Genomic DNA, 19141 nt, shown 5'->3' with positions numbered 1-19141 from the left:
CATTCGAATTACCAACAATTCTAGTTGCAGTAGTTGATGTGTTTCCATTTGAAAAAGACACAGACCATTTTCTTGATTAACCAAATCTACGGTCAGAGTAAGATCTGCCTACGTGCAGATATTGGAACTTTATTCAAATGTTGCACTATAAAAGGATCTTTGAGTAAAACCTCAACTTGCGCATCAATATTATCGTTTATAACTAATCTATTCAAAATTTGTATATATTCCCCAGTTGCTATTTTAAATAGGTTTCTCCTATTTTTATACTTTTCTCTGTCTGGTAAATATGTATCAACAGGCGCTAAATATATTGCATCAAATAAAAGTATTAAGCTGATAATTTCATCAATACTTTCATTGGGCTTACTTCCAAAGAGGGCAATATAATAAGGATGTTGTCCATCATACCTATCTCTGATTGATTTATTATAATGTTCTTCGGCACTCAAAAGCCATAAAAAAGCTCCTGCATGAAATCAAGTACAATTTTATTTTTTGTTGAAATAGATTTTAAAGTTTTCCATCAAAATTCCGACATCACAGCATGTTCGAGACGAAATTAAGCCCAATTTTCTGATTTGCCAAATCATCCCAAATACAAAACCACCTTTCCATTAAGCCAATTACCCAAATCAGTTCTAGTAGCAAATGGCGATAGTTTTTATTTTACTTTAAAAGTGTCGTTGTCCTTGTCTTCCGTCCAGTTATATTCAATTTCAAATGCAACTCGTCTTGCAAATTCGATTCCGTATCGGTCACTTAAGAATCCCAACGCCATGTCTATTCCGGCACTTACGCCTGATGAAGTATAATATTTATCGTCAATTGTCCAACGAGCTTTTTTGTTCCAAATTACATTTGTCCCATTTGTTATTACCCACTCAAATGCCCTTTTATTTGAAGTTGCTATTTTATTGTCTAAAAGTCCAGTTCTTGCAAGTAGCGCACTTCCCGTACAAACTGTCAATACGAATTTGCTGAAGGTTGCTATTTCTTTTATTTTGTCTATGAGTAATTTATTTTCAACCTCTTTTCTTGTACCAATTCCACCAGGAATTATAAATATTTGCAGGTTGTCGTTAATGTCTTCCAGTTTTTCAGTCAATACAGATACTCCATGTTGGTTTTTTATTTGTCCACCATTTAGCGAATAAAACTTAATAGCATATAAGTCTACAAGTCGTCCAAAAACTTCAACAGGCCCATAAACGTCTAAAGTCTCAAAGTCGTCAAATAGTAAAACTGCTATATTCATAGTCTGGTATCTTTTAAAACTATCGTCAACATTCTGATACTACAGTGGATTTGGAATTAAATTAAGCCCATTATTCGGATTTTCCACATCATCACAAATACAAACCAAATTCCCATTAAGTCACTTGTCTAAATCCTTTGTGTAATAAATGTTGTAAAACTTTTATTTCGAAATCAAATTATTGGTTGGAAGTGTAATATTTTTTATAAAGATTAATCCATCGAACATTTCTGAAAACTTTTTTTCATACAAATAATTTTTTTTAGGATTGAAACCTCCACCACCTGCGACTATTTGTTTAGATTTCTTTTTGAAGAAATCAGAGGAATTACCATCTAAAGCTTTAGACATATCAATAAAGTAAATTTCGCCTTTTGCTTCTATAAGTGTTTTTGCATAAGTTTTAGCAAATGGTTCATTTAATTCAACTTTTTTCCAACTGGGTTTTTCATCATTGTTAGAAAAATATCCAGCTTGTGTACCTGTGCCAAAATCAAATCCTACGCTATAATAATCGTTTTTATAGTATTCTTTCATGTGTCTTCCGAAATTATAAATGTTTCGCGTATTATAATTTCCTGCCTTCTTATTATTAATATGTTCATTATGAGACCAAATAAAAGCTTTGCTATTTTTCGATTTATTTTCTATAATCCATTTAGCATTTTCAAACATTTTCAAGTCTCTATCTTGAGTATAATTATTTTGTACATAGTCGGTATATTGCGACAAATAACTTAAAGCTCTCATTGTTGAATTGAATTCATCAATATTTTCGTCTGTCATACCTTTTCTAAAATCGAGTAAAATACCCTCAATTTCATTTAGCTTTGGAATTTGAATTTCTGCCCAATCAGTAGATACACCGTATTCAACTTTTTTTTCTACACATCTATCAACTACTAAAAGCAGTTCTTCACTCACAGGGATGTCATATTTTTTTACTAAACTTCTTATTTCTTGATTGATTTTTTTAACGTTTTGAATGTCCATGCCATAAAATCGAATTTGCTCATCCTTACTTTTATCAAGATTATAATTTCTCATCCATTCCAAAAGATTCACCACTTCTTTACAATACCAAAATCCGATGCTAAAATTGTTTGCAATAGTTTCTGTGTTACCTTTTCCACCACTAATCCATTCATTTATTCCAGCTTCTGCAGTGTATGAATCTTCAATAATAAATACCTTGACACCTTGTTTTTCAACCAAATATTTAAAGAATTTAGCTTTTATATCAAAAAATTCTTTTCCTTGATGAGTAGTTTCCCCAAATCCGAAAATTTTTGCATTTGCAAACTTCTCCGGAATGTCATTATTAAATATCGTAAGGTTAGTATCTGGATTTGCATCTTCAATTTTAATTGCATTTTCATTAATCCACGTTACGGCTTTTTCATTTTGGGCATATGTGTGGAATAATATAAAATATACAATAGCTGAAATAAAAATTCTCATATGCACAATGATTGTTTTAAAAATTATAAAATTATTTATATGTGGAGGAACCACACAAAGCCACTCAAATTTAGGCAGAGAGCCATGGATATTACCAAATTGTTATTCTGTCTTCCTTTGGCACAAACATTTTATCTCCGGCTTTTACATTAAATGCCTCGTAAAAAGGTGTCGTATTCATTAGAGGACCATTAACACGCCAATTTGGTGGAGAATGCGGATTATTGTTAATCCACAAACGCAGGAACTCGTCTTTCATTTTTACTCTCCATATTTTGGCTATGGAGATAAAGAAGCGTTGGTCTGGAGTAAAACCGTCAATTTTTACATTTCCTTTTCCTTGTTCTGTCATTTTAAAAGCATCATAGGCAACTGCTATTCCGGCAATATCCGCCGTATTTTCACCCACTGTCATTGCGCCATTAATATGTAAATCTCCTAAAACGGTATAGGTACTGTACAAATTGATAACCTGTTGTATTTTTGACTTAAACTTTGCATAATCCTCTTTTGTCCACCAGTTTTTTAAGTTGCCATCCTTGTCATATTGAGCACCCTGATCATCAAAAGTATGGGTTATTTCGTGACCTATAACCATACCAATACCTCCGTAGTTAAGGGCATCATCTGCATTATTATCAAAATATGGAGCTTGTAAAATACCTGCAGGAAAAACAATCTCATTTGCAGTAGGATTATTATATGCTGTAACTGTTGGAACTGTAGTATACCATTCTGATCTGTCGACTGGTTTGCCTAATTTTGCCAATTGAAATTGATATGCAGCTGTAGCGGCCGAAACCATATTTTCAAAATAGGTATTTCTGGCTATTTTCACAGCACTATAGTCTCTCCATTTATCCGGATATCCTATTTTCTTAGTCATGGCTGCCAATTTTTCTTTCGCTTTTTGCTTCGTATCAGGACTCATCCATTCCAATTTATCAATTCTTATGGCATACGCTTTTTGCAGATTATTCACCAGCACCAACATACGCTTTTTGGCATCTTCCGGAAAATATTTCTTTACATACAATTCACCCAACGCTTCGCCTAAGTAATTATCTACGACATTAGCCATTTTTTCGCCACGTGTTTTTTGAACAGCCTGACCAGAAAGTACTTTGGTATACTCAAATGAAGCATCTGCAAAAGGTTTACTTAAATCATCTGCATATCTTTCGAGAGAATTTGCTTTCAGGTAAATTTTCCAATTATTAATGGGAATTGTTTTCAAAAGCTTGTTTAGGACATCATAATAAGCAGGCTGACCTACATTAATAGAATCGGTTTGAGCACCTAAAGTATTTAAAAAAGTAGTCCAGTTGATGTTGGGATGTCTTTTTACAAGATCTGTCACAGCCAGTTTATTATAATTGGCCTGTACATCGCGAAGTTCAACTTTTGTTTTATGCGCAACGGCGAGTTGTTTATCAATATCGTAAACCAAATTAGCATTCTTTTGAGCCTCTTGGATGTTACTGCCTGTTTGCTGAAACAATGTAGCAAGGTATTTTTTGTACGATTTCTGTATAGCAACAGTTGATGAATCTGATTTGAAATAATAATCTCTGTCAGGCAAACCGATACCTGTTTGATAAATTTGTGCAATGTTCATACTGCTATTTTTATCATCAGGTCCCACTCCAAAACCTATAATAGAAGAATTGTTCACTTTTTCTTCATTAACAACAAAGTTCATTAAGGACGGTAAATCGCTAATTGCTTCAATTTTGGCAAGTAACGGTTTTATAGGTGTATAACCGCGTTTGTCGATGGTTACAGTATCCATACCTGATGCATAAAAGTCTCCTACTTTTTGTGCTATACTTCCCGCTGAATTCTTGCTTTGCGAAATACTGTCTAATATTCCTTGCAGGCGCATTCGTTGTGGATAATTCATAAACATATAGGCACCAACTCCGGATTGCGATGCAGGTATTGATACAGAATCGTACCATTTGCCGTTTACATATTTAAAAAAGTCATCACCAGGACGCAATGTGGAATCTATTCCTGTGATAGTAACATTTTTTTTTCCTTCATGTTTTGAACATGCTGTAAAAGCTAAGAATGCAAGGAAGAACATTAATGAATTTTTCATAATCTAGACTATTTCTATTAAAATGAACTGAAAAACGTTTGAAAGCAGATTTTTTAAAATGGCTATGTTGGGCATAGTTAATTTTAGCAGAACAATATACGAATTCGGTTTTTAATTCTAAAGTTTTTTTATAGCATTACTACTTATAAAACTCAGCATTATAAGCAGTTATTTAATCATTAATGAAGTAATCAGGCATAACGTTTCGGGACCACAGTGGCTGTAAGACTTAATTAATGCAAATTTTATCTTATTTTTACCACAAGAACAGAGCGGGAAAATAAAGTAGAAACGATCGTCAATAACAAAGATATCATTATAATTAAGTCGGATAAAAAACTGAAAAAAAATACCATAACCTATAGCTAATGTATTATGAAGACTAAAAATCTGATATCAATTTTTATATTATTATTTTTCTTGTCTTGTAAAATTCAGGCACAAGGATTTGATAAGAACACGAAGGATAGTTTAATGCTGTACAATAAAATGCTTTCAGAAAAACAGATGCATCAGGATCTTAAAATACTCCTTGCCATAAATGAAAAAGCAAATTCCGGTTTATACCAATACCGCTCTAAAAAACAAATAGACAGCATTTACAACACTACTATTAAAAGTATTAAAAAGCCTCTGAGTGTTACCGAGTTTTACAAAATAATGCTCCGCCTGGCAGATTATGAAGGAAGTGTGCATAACTACACCATCCCCGATCTCGATTTAATAAATTTTCTGAATCGTCAGAAATCATTTTTCCCTTATCCTCTTATTTATATTAACGGACAAATTATTTTCGATGGTCAATCATCAGATATACCACCTGGTTCGAGGATAAGAAGCATAAACGGGGTAAATGATGTAAAATTGATGCAATCTTTTTATAAATATTATACAGCAGATGGATTTAACACTACAGAAAAACTGTCGGCCAGCGTAAATAAATCGTTTGGTATAAACTATCTGCTGGAATACGGTCTTTGTAATGAATTCATTATAGAATACAATTCACCAAAATCTGAATCTCTTGAAAAAAAGATACTTCCTGCAGTAACCCTGAAGCAAAGAGAAACAAACATTAAAAATAGATTTAGTGCCCCTGTTACGGACTTGATAGATTATAAAAAGCAGGCTCCTTATAGCTTTCGCATGCTTAATCAGGCTACAGGTTTGTTGAATCTAAGATGGTTTGGTATGGCATACGGATCAGACGATCCTAAGTTCGAACCCTATGTTCAATTTTTGGATAGCGTTTTTGCAGGACTAGACAAAAACAAGGTTTCTAATCTGATAATTGATGTGAGAAATAATCCTGGTGGCAGTGACCCTAACTTTGAACAACCTGTAATGTATCTCACCGATAAACCATTCAAAGAAAATATAAAAGCTTCTATAATATTCGACCCCAACTCTTTACCTTTTGAGCAATATTTTTGGGGTGTTTCAACATCGCAACGAATGGATAGTATTTCAAAAAAAATGGGAAAAGCATATCTAAAAGATGTGTATCCGGTTTTCAAAAACAATATAAGCATCCAAAACGAAAAATATAACCCTGTTTATCATCCTAAATCGCCCGGTTTTAAAGGCAATGTATATCTTTTGATTAACGAAAATGTGGCATCAGCTGCCTCACATTTTGCTTCTCTGGTAAAAGCATACGTTCAAAATGTCACTATAGTTGGTGTAGAAACTGTTGGCGGTTACTATCGTCACAACGGACATTCACCACTGGTATATGAGCTTCCTAATTCTAAAATAAAAACGCAATTTTCAATTGTAAATTTGGTACAGGATGCCCCAAAAAAGGATAATCAGCCAGAAGGACATGGTATTATACCAGACCACGAAGTATGGCCATCTTTAGATGACTTTTTTCAACATAAGGATACGCAAATGGAATTTACAATTAAACTTATAAAATAATTTGGATTTTTTATACATCCAAAATCAACAAAAAGCTTCGGAGAAATCTGAAGCTTTTTTCATTTATTTAGATTTACAATGTCTGATTCATAACGAATCATTTTAGTTAATCATTTCTTAATCGCATAAGAAAGTTATCAGCATTACTATAAATTCGTCCTATCAATTCGTATGAAATAAGTTATGTTTTAAAAAATAACTCATTACCAGGATATCCCAAAACAAATCTTAAAAACAACTTTTAAAGTAAAAAATTGATTTATACCACACTTTTAAATATTGCGATTTTTCAGGGAATAATTTTAGGCTTAATTATTTTAAAGTCTTCTCTATTCAATAGTAAATCCAATAAATATCTGGCATACCTGCTATTTACATTTTCAATTATTTTACTGAATCATGTTTTTGAGATTGAAGATGCCTTTACTCCCTATCCTTTTCTACGCTTTATTGACCACATCGAATGGGTATTTCTAATACCTGCTTTTATATTTCTGTTTATTATAAATAGAATTGATGATACTTTAAAAAGCAAGCAAAATTCTTATTTGTATTTACTTCCATTTGTCTTTTCCGCTGTTCTTAATATTACACAAGATCTCGATCATGTTGCAGGAATTTATACTATTCCTGAATCAGGCATTGCTATAATCAATGTACTTGGTCTGGTTCATCTTGTTTTAGCCGTTACATTCATCCCATTTCTGTCGATTTATTCTTATTTTTTGATAAGACATTTAAAAGATTCGCAGGAAAAAAAATGGATCATTATCTTATTAACTATTATTACTTCGTTATTATTCGCCTTTCTTATTACCTGTCTAGCCGGCTTATTTTTTCAATATGACATTTCCCCTACTATGAATGTCCTTGCTCTTTCTGCAACATTCATAATTCACTGGACTGCTTATGTAGGTATTTACAAATACAAACTGGCCAAAAACAAAGAGGCTGTTTACAATTTTTTAAATAATGATTTTGCTATTTCATATAGCAATTTTCAAATTATAGAAGATAGTATACCAGAAGAATGTAGGGAATCTATCACGGCAGATAATCTTTATTTTCAAAAACTGGAACTTCTTTGCAAAGAACAGCACATTTATACTGACAGTACATTAAACAGAGAAAAAGTTGCCGAAAAACTGGGCATAAGCGCGGGATATGTTTCGCAAATTGTAAACACAATAACGGGAGACAACTTTGCCAATTACATTAATCAATATCGGGTCGAAGCTGTGAAGGAAATGATTTCAAATTCTGAATATGAAAACTATAATTTGCTGGCAATGGGATTAGAATCCGGGTTTACTTCGAAAACAACTTTTTACAAAGCCTTCAAAAAAGTTACCGGCCAGACACCAAACGAATACAAAAATACCAGCAAATAGGTACCATTTTATCCATTTTTAAGCTTTTGAGACCTTTTCTATTTTTCCTTAAGTCAATTTTGCATTCAAATAATTCAAATCACATTTTATGAAAAAAATTTTGCTACTAGCTGTTGTTACAGTTTTAGGATTTACGAATGTTAATGCCCAGGAAATTAAATTTGGTGTCAAAGGAGGTTTAAACTTTGCCAATATCAGCGGAGATAATACTAAAGGTGTTGATGTCGTAACCTCGTTTAATTTTGGCGTTGTATCAGAAATTCCAATTTCCGAGAAATTTTCTTTTCAACCTGAATTAATGTATTCTGGTCAGGGATACGGTTTCAATGACAATACAGTTGAATTAAGTTATCTGAACGTTCCTTTAATGGGAAAATATTATGTAACAAAAGGATTGAGTGTTGAAGCCGGACCGCAAATAGGTTTTTTACTTGCTGCCAAAAATGAAAAGACAAATGTAAAAGATTCGTTTAATACTTTTGATTTTGGTGTTAATTTTGGCTTAGGCTATAAACTTGACAACGGACTTAATTTTGGTGCAAGATATAATCTGGGATTAACTGATATTAATGATATAGAGGGTTCTTCCAGTAAAAATAAAAACAGCGTATTTCAATTCTCTGTTGGTTATTTCTTTTTCTAAAACGTAATAAGCAACAGAAAAACGCTTGAACAAAACAAAAGCTTCAGAGAAATCTGGAGCTTTTTTATTTCATCTGGAACCTAAACTAATCTGGAAATTATAAAAGTTGCAATACAAAAAACCACAGTAAACACTATTGAGTTTATAATTATATCTTTTGTTCGCATCGATTTGCCAGACAATTTTACTTTCGTTCTATCTTTTTTTCTTAATTTTTTTGCTTTCATTTTTTTTTATTTTAATTCACCACTTTTTCCCCCATAAAGTCAAATGTTGTGCCAAAACAACGAGATGCATTATAAGTAGATGAATTTCAATTAAGTAAAAAACACAGCATCATGATTGCACTTATCAATGCCTCTCAAAATGATACAATCCCTTTCAAAATAATAAAAATTTTGTATTGATTTTGTAGCATAAAAATCATTCTGTAAAGAAAATATTCATTGGAAAACTTTACAATAAATTAATTAACAGTTTTCTCTACAAGGGACTTTATATTCCTAAATGTTTTTATAAATTTGCAATCTCATATTGAAACCTGTTATTTTCAATACAAAATTATGACTTTCACACAAATACCTCAAAATTACCTTAAAGTCTTCATCCAAAACAAATTATTATAATCATACTTACAACACAATGCTTAAAAAAAACAAACCCCAGATTTTATTTTTTATTCTTTTAAACTTATTTTTTTCCATTAATGCCTTTTCTCAAAAAAATGTATATGTTGGAATTGAAATCGGACGCAGAGCAATAAAAACTTCAGTTCTTGAGATCAATAATATCAAGAAAGCAGATTATAAAATTCTTTACTTTTCGAATGATCGAATTAGCCTTGCCGACCATATTGCCAGTTTTGGTGAACTTCCTCAGGAAGACATCAACAAGACCAGTATTATAGTTGCTGATCAATTACGAAAAGTAAGAGCACAATTTAAAATTACTGAAGGAAATATATTTATAGTTGCTGCTCCAGTTTTCTCCTCTGCCCGCAACATCGATGCTTTAAGAAATAAAATTACAACTCTTACCAGTAAAAGTTTTGATATAATAAACGTCGACGAGGAAGCTAAAATGCTGGTTAAAGGTGCTATACCGCCTGTTGATTATTCTAATGCTATATTGCTGGACATTGGTGCACAAACTACCAAAGGTGGATACATTGATGAACTTGATGATAACAAATTAGAGTTTATACCATTAGAACTTGATTTTGGTACAATGACACTTACAGATGCTGTAAAAAAGACAGTTGTAAATCAAAGTCAGGCCAATGATATGTCGACATATCAGGAAAAATCTTTTGACTTTAATACTGTTCTGCGTAAGAAAATCAAAGAAATGCTGGACGCAAATCCTCTTTTATTAAAGAAAGAAAAGATTTATTTATCAGGAGGAGCAGTATGGGCTTTTTCAACTCTGTATTATAATGAAAACGTTAAAGATCATTATATTCCTTTAACCTTAGAAGACGTTATTAATTACGATGCAATCCTGAAGAATAATTTCAACAAGTATAGTAATCTTTCTAAAACAAATGCAGAAATAGAAAGAGTTTTGAAAACATACGACCAGAAATACCTTATTTCTGCAAATAATATCTTAGCAAACTTTCTGGAAAGTATGCCTAATTTAGAAACAAAGAAAATATACTTTGTAAAAGACGGACAAGTAACATGGCTTATGTCATACATTGCAGATCGTTCTAAAAAAGTAAATACTAATTTTTAATATCCCACTTACAAACCTATTCGTTTTTTACACCCAAAAATGTATCATCCGGAATAAAAAGATATTAAAAGCTAAAACAAAAAAAGACTGCTCTAAAATTTAGAGCAGTCTTTTTTTTTATTTCAAACCATCAACTTTGGCTTATGCCATAAATAAAGCCGATTTGTTATAATTATACAAAACCTGATCGTAAGGTACTAAAGGCGTTGCTACTTTTTCTGATGAAGCATTGAATACAATTCCGTTATGCTTTCTAAACAAATAAATCTCTTTTAGGCAATTCGATAAACTTTGGTGAATTGCCGTTGTAAACGTTGGCAATTTTTTATCTCCTACCAATAAATCGATTTGATAATTAGAGCTGCTTTTAGACAAATTGTTCCCTATAATTCTTATTGTAAATGTTGTTGCTTTTCCGTGTTGTTCACCTTGATATTGTACTACCATAATTTTGCTATTAAAAGGTTAGAATATTTTTATCATTTTATTTGATTATGCAAATTGATGAATTAAAGTTATGAAAAAAAAGCAAATTCTTAAAAAATTAACTCTTAATTATATATTATTTTTTTATCCGAAGAAATAACAAATTTTCAACCTGAACAGAAGAACAATATTTCCTAAAACGATTACATCATTTAAACAGTAATTCTTTTACTTTTTTGTTTAAATTTGAACAACTAATCTAAAAACCTAATCTCATGGAAATGAATTTCTTACCCTTTTTTATTTCGGCATTAACTACTCTTGTTACCGGTTTTATCTGGTATAATCCTAAAGTATTCGGGACTGTCTGGATGCGAGAAGCCGGACTAACACCCGAAGCGCTGAAAAACGGAAATATGATTAAAATTTTCGGACTCACTTACATCTTTTCCTTAATGATGACCATGATTATTTCAGCATTAACAATTCACCAGTCCGGAGCGGTAGGCATGGTTGGCGGACCGCCTTTAATAGAAACTGCAAAACCTTCTTTTGCTGCTTTTATGGCCGATTACGGAACTGCATATCGCACTTTTAAACACGGAGCGCTTCACGGTTTTATATCAGGGCTATTTTTTGCTTTTCCAATGTTGGCAATTAATGGTTTATTCGAAAGAAAATCCTGGAAATACATTTTTATCAATTCAGGATATTGGATTTTAACCCTAACGCTTATGGGCGGAATCATATGTGCATATGCATAACGACAAAAATACAAACCCGTTCGAAATAAAAATCAAACGGGTTTTTCTTAATAATAACTTAAACGAAGTGAGTTATTATAAATATTATCTAATTTTGAAAAAATTAGCGCACACTTTTGAATACAACTTATTCTTTTCAAATCTACAACAGCACATCATCATTGCCTTTAGAATGGAATTCGCTGGCTGTAAATAATATTTTTTTGACCAGAGAATATCTCGAAGTACTGGAAAATTCTTGTCCGGTAAATATGATTTGTCATTTTATTGGAATTTTCAACGAAGATAAATTAGCCGGGATTTTCCTGACCCAATTTTTATTTGCAGAAAAACTCGATTCTTTTGGAGAACGCGATCAGTGCTTAAAAACTTCTGTGCGTAATTTTGCTTTCAAAAATTTTGCATCGCATGTATTATTCGTGGGCAACAACATGCTTACGGGACAAAATGCCTTTGCTTTTGATAAAAATGTAAAACAATCTAAAGCGATAAAAACACTTCATAAAGCAATCAACCAGCTTAAAAAAGAACTGAAAGCGAGCGGAAAAAAAGTACATATTACCAGTATAAAAGATTTTACTGCATCAGAGATCGAACCACTACAAGCTGAATTCAAGAACAACTATACTTTTTCAACCCAGCCTAACATGATTTTTGAAATCAATAAAAACTGGACGGCTGAACAGGATTATATTGATGCTTTATCAAAAAAATATCGTGATCAATACAAACGCGCCCGAAAAAAAGCTGACGGAATTCAAAAACAAAAAATGTCTCTGGAAGATATTAAAAAGTACGAAGATGTTATTTATGATTTGTATTTTCATGTGGCCAAAAATGCTCCTTTCAATACTTTTTTCTTAGCGCGAAATCATTTCAGTTTTTTTAAAGAAATCATGAAAGATGACTTTTTGTTTTACGGTTATTTCTTAGACGAAAAACTAATAGGTTTCAACACGTTGATTAAAAACGGAAATACAATAGACACGTACTTTTTGGGTTATGACGAAACCATTCAGCGCGAAAAAATGTTGTATCTCAATATGTTATACGACATGATCGCGTATTCAATCAATCAGGGTTTCTCTAACATTGTCTTTGCCCGCACTGCTCTAGAAATTAAAAGTTCAGTAGGCGCAAAACCCCTAAAAATGTACGGACTTATCACGCACAGCAATGCTTTGATCAATCATAACATTGCTAAATTATTCAATTATCTTGAACCCAAAACCGATTGGCAGGAACGAAATCCTTTTAAATAAATAGCTTTTGCAAATAACTAAACTCAATATCGCTCCTTTGGAGCTATTACATATTGTATCTAATTTTCTATAAATATTACGCCCTTCCAGGACTAATTCTAAAGTAGCTCCATAGGAGCGCAATATTTATAGAAACACATAAGTCTTAAATCTATAGCCCAACGGGACGACATATTAAATTGTCGAGTTACTTGCGAAGATCCCTCGTTCCTCGGCATGACAAAAATGCGCAGACTGTTTTAAACTCAAGATTTTGTCAAAGTTCAATTTTCATCTATGGAATCGCAATTTTCATTTGTTTGTGCAGAATATGAATATCTAACGAAGTCTGTGCGCCGCAATATTCACCATCGATCTGAAAATTAACCGGATAATTGGTTTTTATAGTCGCTTTGTCTGTCGAAATAATTACTATATCATCAGAATCAATTGGCATATTTCCAGTAATGATTTTTCCAAGTAATAATAAATCGAGGCTTTTTAGGATAACCAATTCAAATTTTCCGTCGTTCATTGCCCCATTTGGATTAATGGTCACGCCGGTTCCGTACTTTTTAGAATTGGCTATTACAATCATTCTTGCCGTATGATCCACTGTTTCTTTATTTGCCGTAATTGTGGCAACAAAAGGCTCGTTTGAATCAGCAAGGGTATTGTACGCCTGTAAAGCATATCCCCAAATTCCTCTCAGATTGCTTTGTTCGTAGTTTTTAACCAAATCGGCATTAAGGCCAATATCGCTTAAATGAATACTTTTTTTGCCGTTGATGCAAATCATGTCCATTTCGATATAACGGCTTAAAAAGGCAATTTTCAGGTTCTCCTCGATTGTAGTGGGCAAATTAAGATCTACAGATAAACCATTTGCGGAGCCAGCGGGCAAAATGCCAATAATGACATCAAACTGTTCTACTGCTTCGGCAACCATTTTTATAGTTCCGTCGCCTCCCGCTACTACAATTCGTTCGGGTTGGTATTGGTTATAAAGTGATTGTATTTCTTTTTGGTCACTTTTACCTGTAGTTTCATAAACTTCCAGGTCAAAATTATTCGTAGTTGCAAACTCCTCCACGGCCTCAATCAAATCTGATTTATCAAGGTCTCCGGAAATAGGATTTACAACAAATATGATATTCTTTTTCAAAGTTTTATTTTTAAAGTCAATTAAAATAATTAATTTACAGCATCTATCTATAAATATACGCAATTAATGAAACCAATTTTACAATTATATCGAGGTTATGCCAATGAGGAAGAATTAATTGTAATGGGCCATGTTTTTAAAAGAACGTATGATTATGATTTTCAGAAGAAAAACTTAAAAAATGCGCGTTCAATTATTAATCAGTTTAGAATAAAAACGCTTGAAAATTTTGATATTTATTTAAAGTGTGGTAATCAGGAAATTCATACCAAAACATTGGACGATGGTTATTTTAAATTTTGCATTCCGCTTGAAACTCAAATCAATTTTGGATGGATGGAATACGAAGTGAGCATTAAATATGAAAATGAAACCATAACCGAAAAAGGCAGTTTTATAAGACCTCACAAAGGAAAACTAGGCATTATATCGGATATTGATGATACTTTTTTGATTTCGCATACTCAGAATTTCTTTAAAAAAATATATATCCTTTTATTTAAAAATGTAAATGATCGTAAAGTTTTTACAGATGTTGTACCGCATTATCAGGCTTTGAGTTCGGCCGGAAGAAATAATAAAGAAGAAGAAAATGCTTTTTTTTATGTTTCAAGCAGCGAATGGAATTTGTATCGTTTTATTGTAAAATTTACTAAAATACACAAACTGCCCAGAGCTGTAATTTTATTGAAAGATATTAGAAGAGGCATCACCGACTTTTTCATGAGCGGACGCGGAAATCACGATCATAAGTTTGATAAAATAAAACACGTTCTGGAGTTTTACCCTAACCTTAAATATGTTTTATTAGGTGATGATTCGCAACATGATCCTGTTTTGTACGAACGAATCTGCAAAATATTTCCCGTTACCGTAAAAGCAGTTTATATCAGGCAAACTGGTAAACATCAAAAAGAAGCGACAAAAAAAATCATGAAAAATCTAGAGGCTTTAGAGGTTTCTGTTTGCTATTATAAAAATAGTAGTGAAGCAATTATGCATTCTAAAAGCATTGGGCTTATTCAGTAGTTTTTTTTGGTGAAATGTAGGATGTGAAATACGGGATGTAAAAATGCTGTTGATATTGGCACGCGGATGACGCGGATTTTACCGGATTTTTTTCTTTTGTTAATTGTATCTCATTTTTGTCAATTTCGACGGAGGAGAAATCGCACAAGGAATTCCACAAAGAAAATCGTCAATCTTTGTCGATCATCGAGAGTGATCTCTCCCTTCGGTCGAGACGACAAACTTTGTAAAAACTGCTGACTGAAACTGAAAACTGCGACTGAAAATCATACCTCCTAGCCCTGATTGAAGAGGAAAGCCCGGAGCAAAAAAAACTAATTTTTCTTGCCAGAAAACAGCGACCAACGGAAGCTCGTTTTATGGCTTAGAAAAATAGTTTTTTTTTGCGTCCCGATAGCTATCGGGATGTAACGGAAAGCTGGATTAGCTCCTAAAAACTAAAAAACCTTTGTCAAAGCTTAAAAACTTTAACAAAGGCTCTATAAAAACTGTGACTGAAACTGTGACTGAAAACTAATTAAGCATTAAAATTATCAATCTCTTCCTGAACAACTTCCCAATCAAGAAGTAGCTGATCTAAATCTTTTTTCTTTTTGTTGTATGCGGTGAAAAAAGAAGCATCTTCGATATGTTTATCATAATTAGAAAGTAACAATTTATCATCGTGCTGAATGTCTTTCTCTAATTGTTTGATCTGACTTTCGACTTTACTTAATTTGTTTTGTAATGCTTTCCCTTTTTTCTGATCTTCGTATGAAGTTTTATTGCTTTCTTTAGGAGCAGCGGCTTTCGCCACATCTTTTTTCTCAACTTCACGCATGTTTTCGAGATTACGTTGCTCTAAGAAATAATTGATGTCTCCTAAATATTCTTTTATTTTTTGATCTTTGAATTCGTAAACGATATTCGACATTCCCTGAAGGAAATCTCTATCGTGAGAAACCAACAATAAAGTTCCGCCAAATTTTTGAAGTGCCGCTTTTAGAACGTTTTTAGATTTAATATCTAAGTGGTTCGTAGGCTCATCCATAAGCAAAACGTTGATAGGCTGTAACAACAACTTACAAAGTGCCAAACGGTTACGCTCACCTCCTGAAAGTACTTTTACTTTTTTCTCGACATCATCGCCACGAAATAAGAACGATCCTAACATATCACGAACTTTAGATCGGTTGGTATCCATTGCCGCATCTTCCATTGTTTGAAGCAAGGTGATTTCGCCATCCAGGTATTCGGCCTGATTTTGGGCAAAATAACCTAACTGTACGTTGTGCCCTAATTTGATATTTCCCTGGTACTCAAACTCGTTTACAATGGCTTTTATAAAGGTTGATTTTCCTTGTCCGTTTTGTCCAACAAAAGCAATTTTACTTCCGCGTTCTACCAGTAAATCAATATCTTTTAAAATAACTTTATCTCCGTACGCCTTAGTCACATGTTCTGCTTCAACCACTACTCTTCCTGGTTCTTTTGAAACGGGAAAAGAAATATTCATTACAGAATTGTCGTCTTCATCGACTTCGATTCTTTCTACTTTATCTAATTTTTTAATCAACGATTGCGCCATCGAAGCTTTTGAAGCTTTTGCACGGAATTTCTCGATTAATTTTTCTGTTTCTTCAATTTTCTTTGCCTGATTTTTTTGAGTTGCCAATTGCTTCTCGCGAATTTCATGGCGTAATTCTAAATATTGAGAATAAGGTTTATTGAAATCGTATGCTTTTCCTAACGAAATTTCGATTGTACGATTCGTAACATTATCAAGGAACATTTTATCGTGCGAAACGATTACTACAACTCCGGGATAATTACGAAGAAAACCTTCTAACCAAATGATACTTTCGATATCTAAGTGGTTGGTAGGCTCATCCAGAAGCAAAACATCATTGGATTGTAATAATAATTTAGCCAGCTCGATACGCATTCTCCAACCTCCTGAAAATGTTTCGGTTTGGTTATTGAAAACTTCTCTTTTGAAACCTAATCCTAAAAGAATTTTCTCTGTATCTCCTACATAATTGTAACCTCCAAGAAGTTCAAAACGATGTGTATAATCAGATAAATCTTCGATGATCTGGCTGTATTCTTCACTTTCATAATCGGTTCTGGTAACCAATTGATGATTGATTTGTTCTAATTTTTTTTCAACAATTTTTATCTCTGTAAAAGCTTCATAAGCTTCTTCAAGAACAGTTCGTCCTTGCTCAAAATCGATATCCTGACGTAAAAAACCCATTCTGATATCTTTCTCCTGAGAAATAACTCCAGAGTCAGGAGCAAAATCTCCTGCTAACATTTTAAGCATGGTAGATTTTCCCGCACCATTTTTCCCGACAAGTCCAACACGATCTCCTGCACCTAAACGAAAAGTCACCTCTTCGAATAAATAAGTACCACCAAAAGAAACCGATAAATTGTGTATATTAAGCATGTAATGTTATTTTATAACTAATTGATTGTGTAAATTTACACACCCAAATCAATGGGTAATTTTAATTTTTTGCAAATGTTAAAAAAAGGATCGAAACTAAATAGTATTTTAACAGGAAGTTGTCCAAAATGCCAAAAAGAAAGCATGTATTCAGACAAAAATCCGCTTCACTTGACTAAAGTTCTCAAAATGAACGATCATTGTAGTCATTGTGGATTTAAATATCAAATTGAACCTTCATTTTTTTACGGTGCAATGTATGTAAGTTACGGATTGAATGTTGCCGTAGGAATTGCAGCTTTTATTATTTCGTTTGTATTTTTTAAAGCTACAATCGAAGAATCATTTATTGCAATAGTAATTGCCCTGATTGTATTGTTTCCGTTTGTTTTACGACTTTCAAGAAATCTATACATTAATATGTTTGTTTCTTATGATCCTAAGGCCGGTCAGAAATAAGACTTTTTAGATATCTCTTATGAAATCTTTTAATATCAATTTCACGCGTTAGAGGAATGTCATTTTCGATATAATCATATAAAATTTTTGCCATTGATGGCCCAAGCATCACTCCTCTGGTTCCTAATCCGTTAAGAATGTGGAGAGATTTAAACTCTTCATGAGTTCCTATCAAGGGTCTTCTGTCTTTTACCGTAGGACGAACTCCTCCGTAATGCTCTACAATTTCGAAATCGCAATTAATAATTTCTTTGATTCGATCTATTAATTCCTGTTTTCCTGCTTCGGTAGGCAAATCGGTTTTATCTTCCCAGTTATATGTAGCCCCTACTTTGAACAAATCATTCCCCATAGGCAATATAAATACGCTTGTGTTCATGATAACATCAAGATCTAAATCAGGAGCTTTTATCACAAACATCTCTCCTTTTGTACCATCAAGAGGTAAATAATTGAAAAAAGGATTTTTATGCAACCCAAATCCTTCTGCAAAAACAATATTACGCGCCTGAATATTTTTATATTGAATTCCGAAATCGAAAAATTCAATATACCCATAATCAAAAAACTGATTTAATAGCAAATTATTCTCTTGCAGATATTCTCGATAGGTATCTAATAACAACATTGTATCTACATAACCGGTATGCAGGACTTCGCCATAATCATACGGAGAATCAATGCCTTTGTATTTTTTTGAAATTATTTTTGTAGATAAAAAGGGCGCCAGATTTATTTTATCCGAAGCGGCAAACCAATTGTTTTGTTCTTCGATAGAGAAAAATTTTCTGAGGATAGGAAGTTTAAAATTAAACTTAGTCTGAAGTTTATTTTCGATATGATCATAAAACTCATTCATGATAACCAATTGTTCCTGAGCATTCCAAACTTCGCTAAATCTCTTTAAAATAACCGGATTATAAAAACCTCCGGCAACTCTTGAAGATACCTGAGACATATTATCTACTATTAAAATAGATTTATTGTTTTTAAGGGCAGCTTCGGCAAAAGAAATTCCGGCCAATCCGGATCCGACAATTAAATAATCTAACATGTGTAAAAGATAAAATATAAAAAAACTCTTAATACAAAGGTACTAAGAGTTTTTG

Annotated in this window: 16 protein-coding genes; 8 read left to right on the top strand and 8 right to left on the bottom strand. The window is 32.7% G+C overall.

The genetic code is table 11. The features are described from left to right. Positions 1–92 precede the first annotated feature (92 nt). From ACIDC4_RS12860 to ACIDC4_RS12845, 4 genes are all read right to left on the bottom strand, one after another. Positions 93–452 carry a hypothetical protein gene (locus tag ACIDC4_RS12860; protein WP_412042951.1) on the bottom strand — a complete coding sequence of 120 codons (360 nt, stop codon included), beginning with the start codon at positions 450–452 and terminating at the stop codon, positions 93–95. 212 nt (positions 453–664) lie between these two features. Beyond that, a complete protein-coding gene (locus tag ACIDC4_RS12855) occupies positions 665–1258 on the bottom strand; it encodes a DJ-1/PfpI family protein (protein ID WP_412042950.1) in 594 nt (197 codons plus the stop codon). A 162-nt stretch (positions 1259–1420) separates the two neighbouring features. Continuing rightward, positions 1421–2719: an erythromycin esterase family protein gene (locus ACIDC4_RS12850; RefSeq protein ID WP_412042949.1), complete on the bottom strand. Its 1299-nt coding sequence runs from the start codon at positions 2717–2719 to the stop codon at positions 1421–1423. A gap of 91 nt (positions 2720–2810) precedes the next feature. After that, positions 2811–4823, bottom strand: coding sequence for a M13 family metallopeptidase (locus ACIDC4_RS12845; protein ID WP_412042948.1), 2013 nt, complete (start codon positions 4821–4823; stop codon positions 2811–2813). A 375-nt stretch (positions 4824–5198) separates the two neighbouring features. On the opposite strand from ACIDC4_RS12845, the gene ACIDC4_RS12840 reads away from it, so the two are divergent. The 4 genes from ACIDC4_RS12840 to ACIDC4_RS12825 all read left to right on the top strand — a co-directional run bounded on the left by ACIDC4_RS12840 (position 5199) and on the right by ACIDC4_RS12825 (position 10517). Next, positions 5199–6746: a S41 family peptidase gene (locus tag ACIDC4_RS12840; RefSeq protein WP_412042947.1), complete on the top strand. Its 1548-nt coding sequence runs from the start codon at positions 5199–5201 to the stop codon at positions 6744–6746. A 254-nt stretch (positions 6747–7000) separates the two neighbouring features. Then, positions 7001–8137, top strand: a complete 1137-nt coding sequence (locus tag ACIDC4_RS12835; RefSeq protein WP_412042946.1) for a helix-turn-helix domain-containing protein — start codon at positions 7001–7003, stop codon at positions 8135–8137. Positions 8138–8225: 88 nt separating this feature from the next. Continuing rightward, on the top strand, positions 8226–8780 hold the full coding sequence (locus tag ACIDC4_RS12830; protein WP_412042945.1) for a porin family protein: 555 nt from the start codon (positions 8226–8228) through the stop codon (positions 8778–8780). Positions 8781–9422: 642 nt separating this feature from the next. Then, a complete protein-coding gene (locus ACIDC4_RS12825; protein WP_412042944.1) occupies positions 9423–10517 on the top strand; it encodes an exopolyphosphatase in 1095 nt (364 codons plus the stop codon). Positions 10518–10658: 141 nt separating this feature from the next. Here the strand turns inward: ACIDC4_RS12825 and ACIDC4_RS12820 are convergent, their stop codons facing one another. After that, on the bottom strand, positions 10659–10964 hold the full coding sequence (locus ACIDC4_RS12820) for a hypothetical protein (protein WP_412042943.1): 306 nt from the start codon (positions 10962–10964) through the stop codon (positions 10659–10661). A gap of 254 nt (positions 10965–11218) precedes the next feature. Between ACIDC4_RS12820 and ACIDC4_RS12815 the strand changes: the two genes are divergently transcribed. Both ACIDC4_RS12815 and ACIDC4_RS12810 read left to right on the top strand, forming a co-directional pair. Beyond that, complete coding sequence (locus tag ACIDC4_RS12815) at positions 11219–11707, top strand: DUF1761 domain-containing protein (protein ID WP_412042942.1); 489 nt, start codon at positions 11219–11221, stop codon at positions 11705–11707. A gap of 116 nt (positions 11708–11823) precedes the next feature. Then, a complete protein-coding gene (locus ACIDC4_RS12810) occupies positions 11824–12969 on the top strand; it encodes a peptidogalycan biosysnthesis protein (RefSeq protein WP_412042941.1) in 1146 nt (381 codons plus the stop codon). A gap of 274 nt (positions 12970–13243) precedes the next feature. Here the strand turns inward: ACIDC4_RS12810 and ACIDC4_RS12805 are convergent, their stop codons facing one another. Next, on the bottom strand, positions 13244–14113 hold the full coding sequence (locus tag ACIDC4_RS12805) for a diacylglycerol/lipid kinase family protein (RefSeq protein WP_412042940.1): 870 nt from the start codon (positions 14111–14113) through the stop codon (positions 13244–13246). A gap of 66 nt (positions 14114–14179) precedes the next feature. Between ACIDC4_RS12805 and ACIDC4_RS12800 the strand changes: the two genes are divergently transcribed. Continuing rightward, entirely contained in the window at positions 14180–15142 is a 963-nt protein-coding gene (locus tag ACIDC4_RS12800; RefSeq protein WP_412042939.1) for an App1 family protein phosphatidate phosphatase, read from the top strand. 517 nt (positions 15143–15659) lie between these two features. Here ACIDC4_RS12800 and ACIDC4_RS12795 read toward each other — a convergent pair. Further along, entirely contained in the window at positions 15660–17573 is a 1914-nt protein-coding gene (locus ACIDC4_RS12795) for an ABC-F family ATP-binding cassette domain-containing protein (RefSeq protein WP_065449499.1), read from the bottom strand. A gap of 75 nt (positions 17574–17648) precedes the next feature. On the opposite strand from ACIDC4_RS12795, the gene ACIDC4_RS12790 reads away from it, so the two are divergent. Beyond that, on the top strand, positions 17649–18032 hold the full coding sequence (locus ACIDC4_RS12790; protein ID WP_065449500.1) for a DUF983 domain-containing protein: 384 nt from the start codon (positions 17649–17651) through the stop codon (positions 18030–18032). Here the strand turns inward: ACIDC4_RS12790 and ACIDC4_RS12785 are convergent. Continuing rightward, entirely contained in the window at positions 18013–19086 is a 1074-nt protein-coding gene (locus ACIDC4_RS12785) for an NAD(P)/FAD-dependent oxidoreductase (RefSeq protein ID WP_412042938.1), read from the bottom strand. The two genes, ACIDC4_RS12790 and ACIDC4_RS12785, sit on opposite strands and share 20 nt — an antisense overlap. Positions 19087–19141: the final 55 nt, after the last annotated feature.

This window comes from Flavobacterium sp. C3NV, assembly GCF_046825355.2.
GTDB lineage: Bacteria > Bacteroidota > Bacteroidia > Flavobacteriales > Flavobacteriaceae > Flavobacterium.
This window is presented reverse-complemented; position numbering and strand designations above follow the sequence as displayed.

Excerpts from the sequence above, each read along its gene's own strand:
- ACIDC4_RS12825 (WP_412042944.1), top strand. The coding sequence starts at position 9,423 with ATGCTTAAAAAAAACAAACCCCAGATTTTATTTTTTATTCTTTTAAAC.
- ACIDC4_RS12830 (WP_412042945.1), top strand. The coding sequence starts at position 8,226 with ATGAAAAAAATTTTGCTACTAGCTGTTGTTACAGTTTTAGGATTTACG.
- ACIDC4_RS12815 (WP_412042942.1), top strand. The coding sequence starts at position 11,219 with ATGGAAATGAATTTCTTACCCTTTTTTATTTCGGCATTAACTACTCTT.
- ACIDC4_RS12790 (WP_065449500.1), top strand. The coding sequence starts at position 17,649 with ATGTTAAAAAAAGGATCGAAACTAAATAGTATTTTAACAGGAAGTTGT.
- ACIDC4_RS12820 (WP_412042943.1), bottom strand. The coding sequence starts at position 10,964 with ATGGTAGTACAATATCAAGGTGAACAACACGGAAAAGCAACAACATTT.
- ACIDC4_RS12795 (WP_065449499.1), bottom strand. The coding sequence starts at position 17,573 with ATGCTTAATATACACAATTTATCGGTTTCTTTTGGTGGTACTTATTTA.
- ACIDC4_RS12800 (WP_412042939.1), top strand. The coding sequence starts at position 14,180 with ATGAAACCAATTTTACAATTATATCGAGGTTATGCCAATGAGGAAGAA.
- ACIDC4_RS12785 (WP_412042938.1), bottom strand. The coding sequence starts at position 19,086 with ATGTTAGATTATTTAATTGTCGGATCCGGATTGGCCGGAATTTCTTTT.
- ACIDC4_RS12850 (WP_412042949.1), bottom strand. The coding sequence starts at position 2,719 with ATGAGAATTTTTATTTCAGCTATTGTATATTTTATATTATTCCACACA.
- ACIDC4_RS12855 (WP_412042950.1), bottom strand. The coding sequence starts at position 1,258 with ATGAATATAGCAGTTTTACTATTTGACGACTTTGAGACTTTAGACGTT.
- ACIDC4_RS12845 (WP_412042948.1), bottom strand. The coding sequence starts at position 4,823 with ATGAAAAATTCATTAATGTTCTTCCTTGCATTCTTAGCTTTTACAGCA.
- ACIDC4_RS12840 (WP_412042947.1), top strand. The coding sequence starts at position 5,199 with ATGAAGACTAAAAATCTGATATCAATTTTTATATTATTATTTTTCTTG.